Annotated in this window: 15 protein-coding genes; 7 read left to right on the top strand and 8 right to left on the bottom strand. The window is 66.9% G+C overall.

Annotated features, from left to right (window positions below):
• The first annotated feature begins 99 nt into the window (after positions 1 to 99).
• The 5 genes from BCY78_RS01285 to BCY78_RS01305 all read left to right on the top strand — a co-directional run bounded on the left by BCY78_RS01285 (position 100) and on the right by BCY78_RS01305 (position 5,739).
• On the top strand, positions 100 to 1,071 hold the full coding sequence (locus BCY78_RS01285; protein ID WP_068296692.1) for a TAXI family TRAP transporter solute-binding subunit: 972 nt from the start codon (positions 100 to 102) through the stop codon (positions 1,069 to 1,071).
• The gene (locus BCY78_RS01290; RefSeq protein ID WP_233499324.1) at positions 1,068 to 1,574 is read left to right on the top strand and encodes a DUF1850 domain-containing protein; all 507 of its coding nucleotides are present in this window, start codon (positions 1,068 to 1,070) and stop codon (positions 1,572 to 1,574) included. The genes BCY78_RS01285 and BCY78_RS01290 overlap by 4 nt, the downstream gene beginning before the upstream one ends.
• 87 nt (positions 1,575 to 1,661) lie before the next feature.
• Positions 1,662 to 3,635, top strand: coding sequence for a TRAP transporter permease (locus BCY78_RS01295; protein WP_068296695.1), 1,974 nt, complete (start codon positions 1,662 to 1,664; stop codon positions 3,633 to 3,635).
• Between the two features lie 226 nt (positions 3,636 to 3,861).
• The gene (locus BCY78_RS01300; protein WP_068296698.1) at positions 3,862 to 4,218 is read left to right on the top strand and encodes a hypothetical protein; all 357 of its coding nucleotides are present in this window, start codon (positions 3,862 to 3,864) and stop codon (positions 4,216 to 4,218) included.
• A gap of 99 nt (positions 4,219 to 4,317) precedes the next feature.
• Positions 4,318 to 5,739 (top strand): PepSY domain-containing protein, encoded by a 1,422-nt coding sequence (locus tag BCY78_RS01305; protein ID WP_068296699.1) that lies wholly within the window; start codon positions 4,318 to 4,320, stop codon positions 5,737 to 5,739.
• Between the two features lie 85 nt (positions 5,740 to 5,824).
• Here BCY78_RS01305 and BCY78_RS01310 read toward each other — a convergent pair whose 3' ends face one another.
• Both BCY78_RS01310 and BCY78_RS01315 read right to left on the bottom strand, forming a co-directional pair.
• A complete protein-coding gene (locus BCY78_RS01310) occupies positions 5,825 to 6,184 on the bottom strand; it encodes a RidA family protein (RefSeq protein ID WP_068296702.1) in 360 nt (119 codons plus the stop codon).
• On the bottom strand, positions 6,181 to 7,344 hold the full coding sequence (locus tag BCY78_RS01315) for an FAD-binding oxidoreductase (protein ID WP_068296706.1): 1,164 nt from the start codon (positions 7,342 to 7,344) through the stop codon (positions 6,181 to 6,183). The genes BCY78_RS01310 and BCY78_RS01315 overlap by 4 nt, the downstream gene beginning before the upstream one ends.
• Before the next feature lie 256 nt (positions 7,345 to 7,600).
• On the opposite strand from BCY78_RS01315, the gene BCY78_RS01320 reads away from it, so the two are divergent.
• A complete protein-coding gene (locus BCY78_RS01320) occupies positions 7,601 to 8,629 on the top strand; it encodes an ornithine cyclodeaminase family protein (protein ID WP_068296709.1) in 1,029 nt (342 codons plus the stop codon).
• Positions 8,622 to 9,770, top strand: coding sequence for an aminotransferase class V-fold PLP-dependent enzyme (locus tag BCY78_RS01325; protein ID WP_068296711.1), 1,149 nt, complete (start codon positions 8,622 to 8,624; stop codon positions 9,768 to 9,770). The genes BCY78_RS01320 and BCY78_RS01325 overlap by 8 nt, the downstream gene beginning before the upstream one ends.
• 1 nt (position 9,771) lies before the next feature.
• Here BCY78_RS01325 and BCY78_RS01330 read toward each other — a convergent pair whose 3' ends face one another.
• Genes BCY78_RS01330 through BCY78_RS01355 form a run of 6 tightly spaced genes read right to left on the bottom strand, consistent with a single transcriptional unit; the run spans position 9,772 to position 15,855 of the window.
• Positions 9,772 to 10,719: a LysR substrate-binding domain-containing protein gene (locus BCY78_RS01330; RefSeq protein ID WP_068296713.1), complete on the bottom strand. Its 948-nt coding sequence runs from the start codon at positions 10,717 to 10,719 to the stop codon at positions 9,772 to 9,774.
• Positions 10,716 to 12,089 (bottom strand): amidase, encoded by a 1,374-nt coding sequence (locus BCY78_RS01335; RefSeq protein ID WP_068296715.1) that lies wholly within the window; start codon positions 12,087 to 12,089, stop codon positions 10,716 to 10,718. Before BCY78_RS01335 ends, BCY78_RS01330 begins: the two co-directional genes overlap by 4 nt.
• 1 nt (position 12,090) lies before the next feature.
• Complete coding sequence (locus tag BCY78_RS01340; RefSeq protein WP_068296717.1) at positions 12,091 to 13,065, bottom strand: ABC transporter ATP-binding protein; 975 nt, start codon at positions 13,063 to 13,065, stop codon at positions 12,091 to 12,093.
• A complete protein-coding gene (locus BCY78_RS01345) occupies positions 13,062 to 14,030 on the bottom strand; it encodes an ABC transporter ATP-binding protein (protein ID WP_068296720.1) in 969 nt (322 codons plus the stop codon). Before BCY78_RS01345 ends, BCY78_RS01340 begins: the two co-directional genes overlap by 4 nt.
• Positions 14,027 to 14,869 (bottom strand): ABC transporter permease, encoded by an 843-nt coding sequence (locus BCY78_RS01350; protein WP_068296725.1) that lies wholly within the window; start codon positions 14,867 to 14,869, stop codon positions 14,027 to 14,029. The genes BCY78_RS01345 and BCY78_RS01350 overlap by 4 nt, the downstream gene beginning before the upstream one ends.
• Positions 14,866 to 15,855: an ABC transporter permease gene (locus tag BCY78_RS01355; RefSeq protein WP_068296727.1), complete on the bottom strand. Its 990-nt coding sequence runs from the start codon at positions 15,853 to 15,855 to the stop codon at positions 14,866 to 14,868. The genes BCY78_RS01350 and BCY78_RS01355 overlap by 4 nt, the downstream gene beginning before the upstream one ends.
• Positions 15,856 to 16,025 lie beyond the last annotated feature (170 nt).

Genomic DNA, 16,025 nt, shown 5'->3' on the forward strand with positions numbered 1-16,025 from the left:
ACTTGTGCCTGTTCAAGCCGGAACCATCCCGCTAAGGTCTTGCCATAATCGTCCGGGCACACATCTTCGTGTCACAGGGCAAATCCTTGGGAGGAAAGTATGAAGCACCAAAACATCCTGTCCGCAGGCCTGATGGCCGTTGTGTTGGGCGCAGGCGCTCCGGCGCTGGCGCAGATGCAGCTGTCGATCGCCACGGGCGGTACCGGCGGCGTCTATTACCCGATGGGCGGCGGTCTGGCCGAGATCATCAACAACCACATTGACGGGTATTCGGCGACCGCCGAAGTCACCGGCGCCTCGGTCGAGAACATGGGCCTCATCGCCACCGGCGACGCGGATCTGGCCATTGCGCTCGCCGACACCGTGCAGCAAGCCCAGACCGGTACCGGCCGTTTCGAGGGCCAGCAGCTGGAGATGGTGCGCGGCATCGCCTCGATGTACGCCAACATGGTGCAGATCGTGACGCTGGAAGGTTCGGGCATCACCTCGCTCGCCGATCTGGCCGGCCACCGTGTGTCGATCGGCGCGCCGGGCTCGGGCACCGAGGTCAACGCGCAGCAGATCCTCGAAGCCAACGGCATCAGCTATGATGACATCGAAGAGCAGCGCCTGAACTTCAACGAGACCGCCGACGCCCTGTCGAACGGCGATATCGACGCCGGCTTCTGGTCGGTGGGCGCGCCGACCTCGTCGATCCTGAACCTCGCGACGACGCAGTCGATCCACGTCATCGCCCTGTCGGACGAGGAAATGACCGCGGCCATCGGCGCCAACTCGGTCTTCGCGCGCACCACGCTGGCGGGCGGCACCTACAGCGGCGTCGACGAAGACGTGCCTGTGATCGGTGTGCCGAACGTGCTGGTCGTGTCGTCGGAAATGGATGACGATCTGGCCTACGAGATCACCAAGGCCATGTTCGACAACATCGCCGAGCTGCAGGCCGTCCACCCGGCCGCGAACCAGACCACGGTCGAGTTCACTCTCGATGCGACCCCGGTCCCGCTGCACCCGGGCGCGATCCGTTACTTCGAGGAAATCGGCGCAACGGTCCCGGATCGCCTGCGTCCGTGACCCGGGCCAAGATGGGGCGGCTTCTGGCCGCCCCTTTCCTTTCGCTCGCCCTGATCAGCAGCCCTGTTCCGGCCCTTGCCGGGCAGCTGGTGGTGACCTTGGCCGCGACGGGTGAGGAGCTGGCGCGGATGCCGGTTGACGAGGGGGCGCGTTGGAGCGTCCTGTGGCACCATTCCGTCGACGGCTACGAGGTCGAGGATATTTACGAGAACGCCGGCGGCACCATGTTGCTCAAGCGCTCGCATCTGCCGGATTTCGGCGCTGGTCTCGGGCATATTCCGGGGCGGGGGCGTCAGATCTCGGATGGCGAGGGCGGCTATTGGATCGAGGATATCGACGAGCCCGTACCCGGCAACGCGTATATCCTGCGCCCCGGTCGGGCGGCCGTGAACCACCGCCTTCGCACCGAGGGCGACGAGGTTTCGCTCACCGCCTTGGCCGAGCACCAGCGTGTCCGCATCGCCTTGGAGCCAGACGCCCAGGAGCCGACCACGGCGCCCTGATTTTCGACCGTTTGTTTCAGGGGCTCCAAAGGGGCCCCCGTCGTGCCCGAACCGCCTTTCCCGGTCCCTTCATTCCGGAAACCTGACATGGCCGATACTTTCGACGCTTTGACGCGTACCCCGCATCCGCAGCCCAAATCGGTGCTGAAGCTGATCACCGTGGTCGGCATCGCGCTGTCGCTGTTCCAGCTTTGGGCCGCCGGGGTGCAGCCGCTGGGCCTGTTCTTCCAGCGCCCGATCCATCTGGGCTTCATTCTGGTCCTGTGTTTCCTGATCTATCCGGTCTTCGGTGCCTACAAGCCGCGCGGGGCGCTGGGATGGGCCATCGACGCCCCCCTGATCGCCGGCGGTGTGCTGGTCGGCTTCTGGGTGCCCTCGAACATCGACGCCATCGCCAACGCCATCTTCCCGCGCCAGATCGACGTGATCGTCGGGGTGATCACCGTCCTTCTGGTGCTCGAGGCCGCGCGGCGCGCCGTGGGTCTGGGCATGACGATCATCGGCGCGGTGTTCCTTGTCTACGCCTTCGCGGGTCGCCGGGGTGAGCTGCCGTGGCTGGCCGATTGGCTGCCCGGCATTCTGAACCACCGTGGCTATTCGCTCGACCGTCTCGCCAGCCAGATGACGCTGGGGGCTGAGGGGATCTTCGGCCTACCGCTGGGTGTGGCCGCGACCTTCATCTTCGTCTTCGTCCTGTTCGGCGCGGTGCTGGAAGTGACCGGCGCCGGCAAGTTCTTCATCGACCTCGCCTATGCCACCACCGGCAAGCAGCGCGGCGGGCCGGCCAAGGCGGCCGTCGTCGCCTCGGCCGGCATGGGCTCGATCTCGGGCTCGGCCATCGCCAATGTGGTGACCACCGGCGCCTTCACCATCCCGCTGATGAAGCGCTTGGGCTACAAACCCGCGCAGGCCGGCGGGATCGAGGCTGCGGCCTCGACCGGTGGGCAGATCATGCCGCCCTTGATGGGCGCGGGCGCCTTCCTGATGAGCGAATTCACGCAGGTGCCGTATATCGACATCGTGCTGGTATCGATCTTCCCGGCCTTCCTGTATTTCGGCGCGATCTACCTGCTGGTCCACATCGCCGCCGTGAAGCTGGGCATGCAGGGCATGGCGGCCGAGGATCTTCCCTCCGTCCGCAATGTGCTGGCCGAGGGCTGGCATTTCCTCCTGCCGCTCGTCGCCCTGATTGCGCTTCTGGTCATGGGATACTCACCGATGCGCGTGGGCTTCTACGCGACCCTCGCCATTGCGCTGGCCGCGATCGGGCGGGCGCTTTGGGGCTGGATGGCCTCGGGCGCGTCGATGGAGGCCATGAAAGGCCTGATCGTCGCGGGCGTCGCCAAGACCATCGAGGCGCTGGAACTGGGCGCGCGCAACGCCGTCACCGTTTCGGTCGCCTGTGCGGTCGCGGGGATTATCGTTGGCGTCGTCGGATTGACCGGGCTTGGCCTGAAATTCTCGGCAATGATGCTGGCGCTGAGCCAAGGCAACCTGTTGATCGCGCTGTTCCTCGTGGTGATCGCGAGTCTGATCCTTGGCATGGGTCTGCCGGTGACGGCCGCCTATATCGTGCTGATCATCCTCGTCGGTCCGGCGCTGCACAATGAATTCGGTGTGCCGCTGCTGATCGCCCACCTCGTGGTCTTCTGGTACTCGCAGGATTCGAACGTCACGCCGCCTGTGGCCTTGGCAGGGTTCGCGGGCGCGGCCATCGCCGGCTCGAAGCCGTTGGAGACCAGCGTGCAGGCGTGGAAGTTCGCCAAGGGCTTGTATCTGATCCCGCTGTTCATGGTCTACAACGAGTCGATCATCATCGGCGGCCCGATCCCGCTGGTGGTCTGGAACGGCTTCCTCGCCATCATCGCACTGGTCGCCTTCGCCGCGGTTCTGGAAGGCTTCCTGTGGGGGCCGATGAAGCTCTGGATGCGTGTGGCGCTGGTCCCGGCCGTGATCGCGGTGTTCTGGCCGTCGCTCTATGTCGAAGCGGCTGGTGCCGTCGGGATCCTCGTGCTGCTCGGGCTGAACCGGCAGCAATCGAAGGGGATGGTCATGGCGTGACGACGTCGGGCTAGCGGGGCCGGGATGACGTGCTAACCCACTCGGCGGCGAACCAGCCGCTGTCTTCTCCATGATGGCGAGCGCCCCGGAAAAACGGGTGTTCGGCGCGTCCACTCTATCGGTCCTGCCTGACAGAGAAGATGGCGTAGCAGGTCCCGAATTTCTGGCGTTATCTCTTTAACGCGGATGGCTTTCCTTCACCGACTCCGTCTGTCATATCGGGGCAATGTCGGCTCGGTCCTCCCTCTTGTTCGCTGTCGCGCTTGGTCTTTGCCTCGCCGTGGCGAGCATTGCCTCGGCGGCTCTCATGGCGCCGGACCGGGCCAGCCATTCGCGTCTGGTCTATGCATTGATCTTCGGCAGCTCGCCCTTGGACTCTTGCCACGACCATGGTCAGCATGCCGAACACGAGCATCGCTGCCCGCTGTGCCACGGCCTGCCCGGGACGCCCGAGGCGATGGCACCGGACTTGGCCATTGCCTTCCGCCCGCATGATCTGTGGCGGCAGGGCGAGGCCCTCAGACGTGCGGCCCAGGCCCGCAACATCAACCATTCGTCCAGGGCGCCACCGCAGATCGCCTGATCTACCGACGATCCGCAGGTCCGCGCATGAGGCGCGGCCGCCCTCTGTACTGCCCGCTCTGTGATCCGTTGGGTCACCGCGGGCCGCTGGACGATATCCATGACCGAAACATCCCAACGTGCGGCCGGTGCCGCGCTTTACCGCGCCGTTTGGCGCTGGCATTTCATCGCAGGACTCGTTGTCCTGCCCTTCGTTCTGATCCTGGCCGTGACCGGCGGGATCTACCTGTTCAAGGACGAGATCAACAACGCAGCCCATGCCGAATTGCGCTTCGTCGAACCACAGGCTCAGGTCTTGCCACCGTCGCAGATTGTCGCCGCCGCGCTCGCTGCGCATCCCGGAACGGTCCGCGCCTATTCTCCGGCACCAGCCCCTAACCGGAGTGCCGAGGTCGACATTCTGGACCCCGCAGGATTGCGCAATACCGTCTATGTCGATCCCCATGACGGCCGGGTGCTGGGCCAGCTGTGGGATGGTGGCGCGGCGGGCAGTCCGGCGATGTATGTCGTCCGCAAACTTCATTCGCTGGACTATGTCGGTTGGTTCGGCAACCGGCTGATCGAGGCGGCGGCGGGCTGGATGATCCTGCTCGTGGCCTCGGGCGTCTATCTGTGGTTGCCGCGCGGACGGAAGAATGTGGGCACGCTGAGCATCAAGGCCAAACGCGGCCGCCCTTGGTGGCGCGACCTGCATGCGGTGACAGGCCTCTACACCGGCGTCTTCATCGTTTTCCTCGCGCTGACCGGCCTGCCTTGGTCAGGTGTTTGGGGGACAAAGTTCCATGACACGGCCTACAGCCTCGGGCTGGGGATGCCGGACGGCTATTGGTCGGATCTGCCGTTGTCGACAGTGCCGACCGAAGCCGTGGTCGATCGTGCGCCCTGGATCATGGAGCGCCAACCGATCCCCGAATCCGCGCTGCCCGAAAGTGGCGCCCATGCAGGCCACGGCGCGGCGACGGCTGCCGAGGGTGAGGCTGTACCACCCGCGCTTCTCGATGCCGTCATCGCCAGTGTCGAGGATCTGGGCATCGTTCCGGGCTATGCGCTGAGCCTGCCGTCGGGGCCGACGGGTGTCTTCACCGCTTCTGTCTATCCCGACGACATCCAGTTCGAGCGCACGATCCATCTCGACCGCTACACGGGAGCGGTCCTCTACGACGCCGGTTTCGCGGATCTCGGCGCCTTGGGCCGTTTCGCCGAATGGGGGATCTCCGTCCACATGGGGCAGGAATGGGGTGTCGTGAACCAGATCGTGTTGCTGCTGGCCTGCCTGGCGATGGTGATGTTGTGCGTTTCGGCCGCAACGATGTGGTGGAAGCGCCGCCCCTCGGGCGCTTTGGGCATCCCGACGGTGCCGACCGATTGGCGCATCCCCCGCATGTTGCTGCTGATGGCGGTCGCGGCGGGGATCTTCTTCCCGCTCGTCGGCCTGTCGATGTTGCTGTTGGCCGCGGTCGAGGTCGGCGCCCACCTGCTTCGCCCCCCGGCATCAGCCCGGCTGAGGGACGGGCGAAACTGACGCCTCTTCAGGCCGCGATACGGAAAGAGGGGGCTGACAAAGCCCCCTCCCTTTGTTCAGATCGTGAACGGCCGCTGCCCCGGCGTTACGCGGCCGCGGTGAACTGCACCTCGATCCGGATCTCGGGCAGGGCGAATTTCGCTTCGACCGTCGCTCGTGCAGGCGGGTCCACGTCGCCGATCCATGCCATCCACGCCGCATTCATCGCATCAAAATCGCCGATGTCGCGTAGCCAGATCTGCGTGAACAGCAGACGCGAGCGGTCGGTTCCGGCCTCGGCCAGCAGCTCGTCGGCGCGGGCGAAGATCTGCCGCGCCTGATCGGCGGTGTCGGTGCTCTTGTCGGCCGCCGTCAGGCCGGACAGGTAGATCGTGCCCTGATAGCTCACCACGCGGCTGAGCTTGCCGACATTGTGCAGGCGGGTGATCGGGGGTTTCTCGGTCATGCGGGGCCCTCCACGGGTTTGACGCCGACCAGCTCTGCCGAGACGCTGGCGGTCGATGGATCACGGAAGAAGCGGTCGGGCGTGAAGGGCGCGATGGCGTTGTGCGGCTGTCCTCGCACGATCTCATCGGCCAGAGCCCGGCCCAGATAGGGCGCGAGCGTCACGCCGCTATGGGTCACGGCGACGTAATAGCCGGTCATGTCGGTCATCGCGCCGATGCAGGTGAAGCCGTCGCGCGGCATCGGGCGCAGCGTCGTGCGCACCGCCTCGAGGCGCAGGTCGCGCAGGAGCGGCAGCACCTTGCGCGTGGCTTCGAGCAGCGCCTCGGCCTCGGGGCCGTCGGTGGTGACGCCCTCGGTCGAGGCAAGGCCCGTGTCGACCGAGGCCTTGTGGATCATCAGGCGCCCCGCGCCATCCGGGCGGACGTCCAGATCATCGATATGGAACTGGCTGCGCAACGTGGTCGGCACAGGTGGCGTGAACCCCAGCATCCCAGCGGTCGAGGTCATCGGCAGCGCCGGGACCCCCAGATCCCGGTCGGACCGCGCGCCCGAGGCATTGACGATGACATCGGCCTCGACCGTTTCACCGCCCGCCAGCGTCACCGCCACGGCCCGGTTATTGCGCGAGACGATGCCGGTCACTTCGGTATGCGGACGCAGCACGGCACCATGCTTCTCGCGCGCCGCCCGATGCAGCCAGGCAGCGTAGAGGACGGGATCGACCCAGCCTTCCTCGGGGTAGTAGACGATCGGCGCATCGCCGATGGAGGCCAGATCGATATCCGGCTCCATCTGCGCCAGACGGTCTTTGGTGATCCATTCGATCCCATAGCCCCAGTCGCGCATCTGCTCGAAATTGCCGCGCTGCCAGGCCCGACCCGCCTCGGTCGTTCGCCATTCCAGGCTGCCGGTCTGCGACCGCCATGGCGTCGCGCCGAAATCGCGCTTCAGTTCCAGATGCGCGCGCATCCCCAGTGCGTTCAGCGTGTAATAGGATTTCGGCGCCTTGCTGGTGGCGTTGAGCCAGGCAAAGCTGGTGCCCGAGGCGACGCCGCCCAGCCGGCCCGCGTCGATCACCGTGACCTGCGCGCCGGCCTTTGCACATTCATACGCAATCGAGCTCCCCAAGATTCCGGACCCGATGATCACCACATGCATAAGTGTGCCTCCAACATTCTGTGCATGGCGCCGGCTTCGGGCAATGGGCCCTGAACACTCGGCTTTCGGGGCCAATTTGGGGGTTCTGCCACCCCTGGGTCAAACAACCGCGCGGGCAGGGTTGCCCGCAAAAAGTTATGAACTGCCAAGGGCTTTGTCGCATCTTGCACAGCCCATGAGGACGGCGCGCGAGCGGCCTGCGTGGGGTTATGAACTTCGGACACCCTGGCGCGGCGACCGGTGTTAAGCCTGAGGCATGACCCAGACACAGCCTGCGGATATCCCCGCTTTCCTCGTGCTTGGCGGAGCCGAGATTGCCCGCCTGACCGAGCCCTCATCGCTCATCGATATTGCCGAGGACGCCCTGCGCAAGACTTCGGACCTGACGGCGCGGCAGGATGTGCGCCGGGTGCTGGACCTTGCCGAGGTCGGCGGGGCCTGTCTGTCCATCATGTACGCCGCGATCGACGATGCGCCCTTGTTCGGGGCCAAGGTGCTCTCGGTCTTCCCCGAGAATTTCACCCATGGCCTGCCGTCCCATCGCGGCGGCATCCTGTTGTTCGAGCGGACGCGGGGCCGGCCGGTCGCGCTGATCGACGGCGGGGCCACCACCGCCTGGCGGACGGCGGCGGCGAGCGCGGCGGCAACGCGGCTGCTGGCGCGGCCCGAGGCCTCGGTTCTGACCGTGATGGGTTATGGTGAGCAGGCACATCGCCATGTCGAGCTGTTGTCAAAGGTCCGTCCCCTGCGCGAGTTGCGCGTCTGGGGGCGGGATGCGCAGAAGGCCGAGGCCTTTGCCGCGCTCTACCGCGACCGCGGTCTGACCGCGCGCGCGGTCATGGACGCAGAAACCGCGGTGCGCGGGGCGGAGATTGTCTGCACCGTCACCTCGTCCCGCACGCCGGTGCTGTGCGGCGACTGGCTCTCGCCCGGCACACATGTGAACGCGGTCGGGGCCAGCGTGCCGAGCTGGCGCGAGCTGGACGATGCTTGCCTCACACGCGCCGGATTCTGGGTCGACTACCTGCCGATGGCGTTGACCTCGGCCGGCGAGGTCGTCGAGGGCATCGCCAAGGGGTTGATCGCGCAGGGGGATCTGCGCGGCGAGGTCGGCGCGGCCATGGCCGGGCAGGCACCGGGGCGGCGGAATGCGGAGGAGATCACGCTCTACCGCTCGCTCGGCGTGCCCGCGCAGGACATTGAATTCGCCAATCATTTCGTGGCCCTCGCCCAAGCGGCGGGACTTGGAACCCCTGTGGCGCTGGAGGGCGCGATCCATGCTTGAGAGCCAACGCGCCCTGTTCGCCCTGCCCGAGGGGCTGAGCTACCTCGATTGCGCCTATATGTCGCCGATCCCCAAGGCCGCCATCGAAGCCGGCGCGCGCGGGGCGGCGGTGAAGGCCGCGCCGTGGAAGATGACGATCCATTCCTATTACGACGAGGCCGAGGAGGCGCGCAGCCTCGCAGCCGCGACCATCGGCGCCCAGCCCGGCGACATCGCGGTGATTGGCGCCACCAGCTATGGCATGGCGACGGCGGCAAAGAACGTCCCTGTCGCGCCCGGGTCGCTGATCGTGATGATGGAGAACGAACATCCCTCGCACCGCTATGTCTGGTACGAGCTGGCCGCGGACGGCGGGGCCGAGGTGCGTATCGTGCCGAAACCCGAGGACGGCGACTGGACGCAGGCGATGGTCGCAGCCATCGCGGGCGCCGAGGCCCCGGTCGCGGTGGTGGCGGGGACCTTGCTGCATTGGTTCGAGGGGGCCGCGGTCGACATCCGGGCGCTGGCGGCGGCGACCCGGGCGGCGGGCGCGGCGCTGGTCATCGACGGCACGCAATGGGTCGGCGCCGTGCCCTTCGACGTGACCGAGATCCGCCCCGATTTCCTGTCCTTCGCCACCTACAAGTTCCTGCTCGGGCCGTATCGGCTGGCGTTCCTCTATGCCGCGCCGCGCTGGCAGGCCGAGGGCCGCCCGCTGGAGCATCACGCCTGGCACCGCATCAACGGCGACGCGCCGGATTTCTATGTCGAGACGGTGCCTGGCTTCAAACCCGGCGCGCGGCGCTTCGACATGGGCCAGCGGTCGGATTTCGCGGTGCTGCCGGTGGCCATCGAAAGCCTGAAACTGGTGAACCGCTTGGGCGTGCCCGCGATCCACGAGCGGATTGCGATGCTGAACGATCGGGTGTGGGAAAGGGCCATCGGCGGCAGGTTGGTCGACAGGATCGACCCGCAACGGGTGCCGCATATCGCCATCCTCGACATGCAGGACCGGCTGCGCGACGGCGCCGCGGCGGCGCTGAGGGCCGCCGGTGTGCATGTGACGATGCGCGGCCCGAAGATGCGGGTCTCGCCCCATGTCTACAACGAGCTGGCCGATATCGACCGGCTGTTCGACGTGCTCTCGGCCTATGCGCGATAGCTCAGGCCAGATCCTGCGCCATGCGGCGAATACCCTCGTCAACTTCCTGCAGATAGGCGCGGGTCTCCTGCACGAGGAAGGCCGAGAAGGCCTCGGACACGGACGAGGCCGCGACACCCCAGGGCCGATAGATGCTCAGGTTGATGTCGAGCATCGGCTCGAAGGCGCGGATCTCGATCGGCAGGTGCCGCGCCATCCAGGCCGAGAGCCGGTCCACCACCGCCACGCCCGCACCCGCGGCAACAAGCCCGAGGCAGGCACCAGAGAGGCTGGCTTCGATCTTCACGTTGCGGCCGATGCCCCGCGCGTCGCACATCTGATCGAGACGCATCCGCATCGGATCGCCATTCGCCAGCGAGACGAAGTTCTGCCCCTGCAGATCCTCCAGCGTGACGACCGGCAGCGCGGCCAGCGGATGGCCCTCCGGCATGACGCAGACCGGCGGCGTCGAGGCGAAGGACCGTCGGGTGATCGAGGGATTGTCCTCATCCAGTGTCGCGCCGATGCCGATGTCGATCTGGTTTCGGCTGGCGCGCTGGATCACCGTCGTCGTGGCGCGGATATCGACTCCGATCGACAGGGTCGGATGCAGTTCGGAAAACCGCGCGACGATCTCGGGCAGCAGGGTGGTGCCGAAGGCGGGCAGGGAGGTGATCTCCAACCGGCCGGTGCGCAGCTCGCGGATCTCGCGCGCGGTGCGCGAGATGAGGCGGGCGGATTCGAATACCTTCTCGACTTCGGCGTAAAGGATATGCGCCTCGGGCGTCGGCACGAGGCGCTGGCGGACCTTGCGGAACAGCTTGAACCCGGCCTTGTCGCCGATGTGGATCAGCGCCTTCGAGACGGCCGGCTGGGTGATCTCCAGCGAATCCGCGGCCTTGGTGGTGGTGCCGTGCAGCATGACGGCGGCGAAGATCTCGATCTCGCGCGGCGAGAAATCCCGGTTCATGCGGCGTCTCCGATCAATGGGGCGAGGGGCGAGGACCAGCCGCCGAGCGCCTCGGCGAGGTCCAGAAGGCGGAAATCCTGTCCCGGCCGGGCGGCGAGCTGCACCGAGGCGGGCAGGGCGCCGTCGGTCGGCAGGGGTGCGGCGAGCGTCGGCACGGCGAGCATGTTCGCCCAACGGCGGAAGGCACCTCCCGCAAGCCCGAAAGGCATGGCCTTCCCGTTTACGAGGGTCGTCTCGTCGCCGAGAGTGGGAGCGAGGCCCGGTGCGGTCGGCAGCACAATCAGTTCGGCCTCGCCCATCCAGTCCTCAAGCCCGGCCATGGCCCGCGCCCGCACCGCCAGCGCGGCCTGATAGGCGGGAAGGTCGATGTCCTGACCAAGTTCTAGGAAGTTGTGGGCGGCGGCGCCGACGGCATCCGGGTCCTCGCGGAACAGCGGCGTGTAATAGCGGGCGAAATCGTGCAGCAGGATGGTGAGGCCCGCGTCGATGAAGGCCGCGCGGTCGGGGAAGGGCAGCTCTATGACCCGCACGCCATGGGTTTCGCATTGCCCGAGCCAGCTTTCCAACGCGCGCTTCACCGTCGTGTCCACCTCGGCGCCGTGCAAGTCGGGGACATGAGCGATGGTCAGGCCGTGCAGATCGACTGGGGTGGGGGGCGGAGCTGCCCGGCCTGTCAGCGCGGCAAAGCCCGCGCGGATGTCGGCCACCGAAGCCGCGATCGGCCCGAGGCAGTCTAAGGCCGGTGCGGTCGGCAGGCTGCCCTCGGAGGGCACCGCGCCTTGGCTCGGCTTGAAGCCAAAGAGACCGGTCGTGGCCGCGACCGAGCGGTTCGAGCCGCCAGTGTCCGAGCCCACGGCCAGCGCGCAGAAGCCCGCCGCGACCGCTGCCGCCGAGCCGCTGCTGGTGCCCGCCGTGCCGCGCTGCGGGTCGCGCGGGTTCACCACCTTGCCGAACCACGGATTGTCATGCGTGCCGGCGGTCAGCTCGTGCAGATTGGCCTTGCCGATCAGCACCGCGCCCGAGGCCCGCAGGGAGGCGACGCAGGCCGCGTCCGACAGCGCGCTTGTGCCGTCGAACAGCCGCGAGCCCCCGGTGGTGGTCTGACCCGCCACGTCGATCACGTCTTTTAGCGCCACGGGAATGCCGTGCAGCGGGCCACGATCAAGGCCCGATCGCAGCTCGGCCTCGGCCGTAGCGGCGGCGGCGCGGGCGCCCTCGGCATCGACATGGATCAGGGCGCGGATCTGCGGGTTGTGCCGGGCGATGCGGTCGAGGCAGTCCTCGGTCAGGGCTACGGGCGAAAGGCCCGCGCGGATCTCGGCCGCGAGGGCGGTGAGGGAGAGGGGATGCCAGGTCTCGGGCAGGGTCATGTCAGGCGTCCGATGGGGCGGCGGCGCCCTCGACAAGGTGGCAGGCGGCGCGATGCGCGGGCCCAAGTGTGTGAAGACGCGGAGCCTCGGCGGTACAACGATCAAAGGCCAGCGGGCAGCGACTGCGGAAATCACAGCCTTGCCGTTTGCCGATGGGGCTGGGCAATTCCCCTTCGAGGATTGGCTTGTCCTGCAGGCGGCGGCGGGGGTCGGGATTGGGACGCGCCCGGATCAGCGCCTGACTGTAAGGATGGCGCGGCGCGTCCCAGAAGGCCGCGCGTGGGGCGGTCTCGACCAGTTGGCCCAGATGCATGATGGCGACCTTGTCGGCCATGTACTGGACCACCGACAGGTCATGCGAGATGAACAGATAGGCCAGCCCCAGTTCCTTCTGCAGGTCGGACAGTAGGTTGAGGATCTGCGCCCGGACCGAGACGTCCAGCGCCGAGACCGGCTCGTCGCAGACCACCAGATCCGGCTTCAGGATCAGGGCCCGGGCGATGCCGATACGCTGGCGCTGCCCACCCGAGAATTCATGCGGATAACGGTCGGCGGCATCCGCGCGCAGACCCACGCGGTCCATCATCTCGGCGACCGCACGGCGCCGTTCGGTCCGGCCGCGCATGCCGTGCACGATCAGCGGCTCCTCGATGATCCGGCGCACCGTGGCGCGGGGATTGAGCGAGGAGAACGGGTCTTGGAAGATCATCTGCACCCGCCGCCGCAGCGGCCGGAGGCGGGCCGGCGAGAGGCCCACCAACTCTTGCCCGTCGAAGCGCACGCTGCCCTCGTCGGGCGCGATCAGCGCGGCGACGATCTTGCCCAGCGTGGACTTGCCGCAGCCGGATTCGCCGGCCAGCGCATAGGTTTCGCCGCGGGCAAGCGTCAGGTCCACGCCGTCCACCGCAGTGAGCAGGCCTTTGTCGGTCGCGTAGGTCTTGCGCAGGCCCCTGATCGATAGCAGCGGTTCGGTCATGCGGGCATCCTCGGATGGTGGCAGGCGAAGGCTTGGACGCCTTCGGTCCGTGTTTCGGGCGTCACTCGGGTGCAAAGCTCGGTCGCGGAAGGGCAGCGGGGGGCGAAGCGGCAGCCCTCGGGGATCGAGCCGGGCTTCGGCGGCAGGCCGGGGATCTCGATGAGACGCCCGGTGTCGCCCACCCCCTCGGGCAGGCAGGCGAGCAGGCCAGCGGTATAGGGATGGCGCGGGGCCTCCAGCAGCTCGACGACCGGACCTTCCTCGACGATGCGGCCGGCGTACATGACGGCCACGCGGTCGGCGACTTCGGCCACGACGCCGAGGTCATGGGTGATGAGCAGGATCGCCATCCCCAGCTGGTCGCGCAGGTCCAGAAGCAGCTTCATCACCTGCTGCTGGATCGTCACGTCCAGCGCCGTCGTCGGCTCGTCTGCGATCAGGATCTGCGGCTCGCAGGCCAGCGCCATGGCGATCATCGCCCGCTGGCGCAGGCCGCCCGACAGGCTGTGCGGATATTGCTTCGCCCGGGTCTGCGGGTCGGGCATCCGCACCAGTTCCAGAAGCTCGATCACCCGTTCGGGTGCCGTCTGGCGCGTCGCCTTGCCATGGGTCAACAACATCTCGGCGATCTGCCGCTCGATGGTCATCAGCGGGTTGAGCGAGGTCATCGGCTCCTGGAAGATGATCGACGCCAGCGTGCCGCGCACATCGCGCAACCGGCGGGTCTCCATCGCCACCACGTCCTGCCCGCCGAGGCGGATCTCGCCCTCGGTCAGCTGGATCGCGGGCGGCAGGAGGCGCAGCACGGAATAGGCGGTCATCGTCTTGCCCGAGCCGGATTCGCCCACCAGAGCAACCACTTCGCCCCGATTGACCTGCAGGGAGAGCCCGTCGATGACAAAGGCGGAGGGGTCCGGGCCGCGCAACCGTGCGCGCAGGCCGGAGATGGACAGGACAGGTGTCATCGGTTGCGCGACCTCGGGTTCAGGGCGTCGTTCAAGCCTTCGCCGACAAGATTGATGGCAAGGACCGCCAGCAAGACGGCGAGACCGGGAATGGTGGTGATATACCAGTCGGTGCGCAGGACCTCGCGCCCGACACCGATCATGTAGCCCCAGCTCATGGCGTTGGGATCGCCGAGCCCGAGGAAGGCCAACCCGGCTTCGAGCAGGATCGCCGAGGCGATCATCAGGGAAGACGAGACGATGATCGGGGTGATCGCATTGGGCAGAAGCTGCGTGACGATCAGGCGGGTGTTGCTCATGCCCATGACGATGCCGGCCAACACGAATTCGCGGGGCATGAGTTGCAGGAACTGGGCGCGGACCAGCCGGGCCAGCGGGGGCCAGGACACGAGGCTGATGGCAATGATGATCGAGGTCAGCGACGGTGTGAAGGCGGCGACGACGACCACGGCCAATACGAAGGGCGGGGTGGTCTGGAAGATCTCGGTGAAACCCATGAGCCAGCGGTCCACCTTGCCGCCGAAGAAGCCCGCCGCCGCGCCGATCATCGTGCCGACGAGTGTCGCGGCCAGCGTGGCCGAGAGGCCGATCAGCAGCGAGACGCGCGCGCCGTAGAACAGGCAGGCCAGCAGGTCACGGCCGAGGATGTCAGTACCCAGCGGAAAGCGCGGGTCGGCACCGGGCCAGAGTTGCGGCCGACCGACCATGCGCCAAGGGCCCTGCGGGAAGAGGACCGGCGCCAGCAGCGCCATCGCGGTGACAGCGGCAAGCAGGGTGATGCCTGCCACGGCCGGGTAGTGCCGCCCGAAGCGGCCCAGCAAGCTATTGCGAGAGATCATTTCAGGGGGATCCGGGGGTCGATGAGGCGATAAGCGACCTCGGTGAGGATGTTGGTGACGACGACCATGATCGAGCACAGGAACAAGAGGCCCAAGAGCAGGTTCAGGTCGCGCTGGAACACGGCGTTGTAGGCCAGCCGTCCGAGGCCGGGCCAGGCGAAGACGGTCTCGATAAGGACCGATCCACCGAGGATCGCGCCGACTTGAAGCCCGACCATCGTGACCATCGGCAGGATCGCGTTCCTGAGGACATGGCGATAGGCAATCGTCTGCTCGCTCAGCCCCTTGGAACGGGCGGTGGTGACGAAATCCTGCTCGCCGATCTCCAGCATCGAAGCACGAATGAGCCGGACCTGAAACGCCGTCAGATACATGCCCAGCACCGTCGCCGGCATGATGAGATGCAGTGCTACATCCCCAATTTTCCGCCAGCCCGTGTAACCCGCGCCGATCGTCTGCATCCCGCTTGAGGGCAGCCAACCCAGCTTGACCGAGAACAGCACGATCATCATCAGCCCCAGCCAGAACACCGGCGTGGCATAGGCGATGAGGGCGCCCACCGAGATCAGGTAATCCGGCCAGCGGTTGACGCAGCGCGCGGCCAGCACGCCCAGGAACACGCCCATCGAACAGGCGAACAGGATGGCTGTGGACATCAGCAGCAGCGTCGGTCCCAATGTGCCCAACAAAAGCTCGGTCACCGGGCGCGAGAAGCGGAAGGAATAGCCCAGATCGAAGGTCAGCAACTTGCCCATGTAGACCAGGAACTGGACATAGAAGGGCTGGTCGAGGCCATAGCGCTCGCGGAGCGCGGCCATGAATTCGGGCGAGGCGGCGCCTGCCTCACCGGCAAGGACGTCGGCTGCATCCCCGGGCGCGAGATTGACGAACAGGAAGTTGATGGTGGCGATCCCAAGAAGGATCGGCAGTGACTGGATCAACCGTCTCAGGACAAACCGGATCAGGTCTTGTGCATTTCGGCTCATTAGGGCCCCCTTTGCGCCGGTTCTAACAAGGCAAAAGCGCCCTGTATGCTGACACGGTGAACGAGGTTGGGTGTCAAAAGTTATGAAGTCGGTCGCCGGGGCCGAGAGCGGCGCGAGACAGGGCGCCCTTGCCCGATAAAGCGGCAACGCGAAAACCTGCCGCGAAATGG

Origin of the sequence: Pararhodobacter sp. CCB-MM2, assembly GCF_001691415.1 — a bacterium.
In the GTDB taxonomy this organism is placed as follows: domain Bacteria; phylum Pseudomonadota; class Alphaproteobacteria; order Rhodobacterales; family Rhodobacteraceae; genus Pararhodobacter.

Bases quoted from the DNA above. Each gene is read 5' to 3' on its own strand.
- BCY78_RS01325 (WP_068296711.1), top strand. From the start codon at position 8,622: ATGCTTGAGAGCCAACGCGCCCTGTTCGCCCTGCCCGAGGGGCTGAGC.
- BCY78_RS01345 (WP_068296720.1), bottom strand. From the start codon at position 14,030: ATGACACCTGTCCTGTCCATCTCCGGCCTGCGCGCACGGTTGCGCGGC.
- BCY78_RS01300 (WP_068296698.1), top strand. From the start codon at position 3,862: ATGTCGGCTCGGTCCTCCCTCTTGTTCGCTGTCGCGCTTGGTCTTTGC.
- BCY78_RS01350 (WP_068296725.1), bottom strand. From the start codon at position 14,869: ATGATCTCTCGCAATAGCTTGCTGGGCCGCTTCGGGCGGCACTACCCG.
- BCY78_RS01335 (WP_068296715.1), bottom strand. From the start codon at position 12,089: ATGACCCTGCCCGAGACCTGGCATCCCCTCTCCCTCACCGCCCTCGCG.
- BCY78_RS01320 (WP_068296709.1), top strand. From the start codon at position 7,601: ATGACCCAGACACAGCCTGCGGATATCCCCGCTTTCCTCGTGCTTGGC.
- BCY78_RS01310 (WP_068296702.1), bottom strand. From the start codon at position 6,184: ATGACCGAGAAACCCCCGATCACCCGCCTGCACAATGTCGGCAAGCTC.
- BCY78_RS01340 (WP_068296717.1), bottom strand. From the start codon at position 13,065: ATGACCGAACCGCTGCTATCGATCAGGGGCCTGCGCAAGACCTACGCG.
- BCY78_RS01315 (WP_068296706.1), bottom strand. From the start codon at position 7,344: ATGCATGTGGTGATCATCGGGTCCGGAATCTTGGGGAGCTCGATTGCG.
- BCY78_RS01355 (WP_068296727.1), bottom strand. From the start codon at position 15,855: ATGAGCCGAAATGCACAAGACCTGATCCGGTTTGTCCTGAGACGGTTG.
- BCY78_RS01330 (WP_068296713.1), bottom strand. From the start codon at position 10,719: ATGAACCGGGATTTCTCGCCGCGCGAGATCGAGATCTTCGCCGCCGTC.
- BCY78_RS01285 (WP_068296692.1), top strand. From the start codon at position 100: ATGAAGCACCAAAACATCCTGTCCGCAGGCCTGATGGCCGTTGTGTTG.
- BCY78_RS01295 (WP_068296695.1), top strand. From the start codon at position 1,662: ATGGCCGATACTTTCGACGCTTTGACGCGTACCCCGCATCCGCAGCCC.
- BCY78_RS01305 (WP_068296699.1), top strand. From the start codon at position 4,318: ATGACCGAAACATCCCAACGTGCGGCCGGTGCCGCGCTTTACCGCGCC.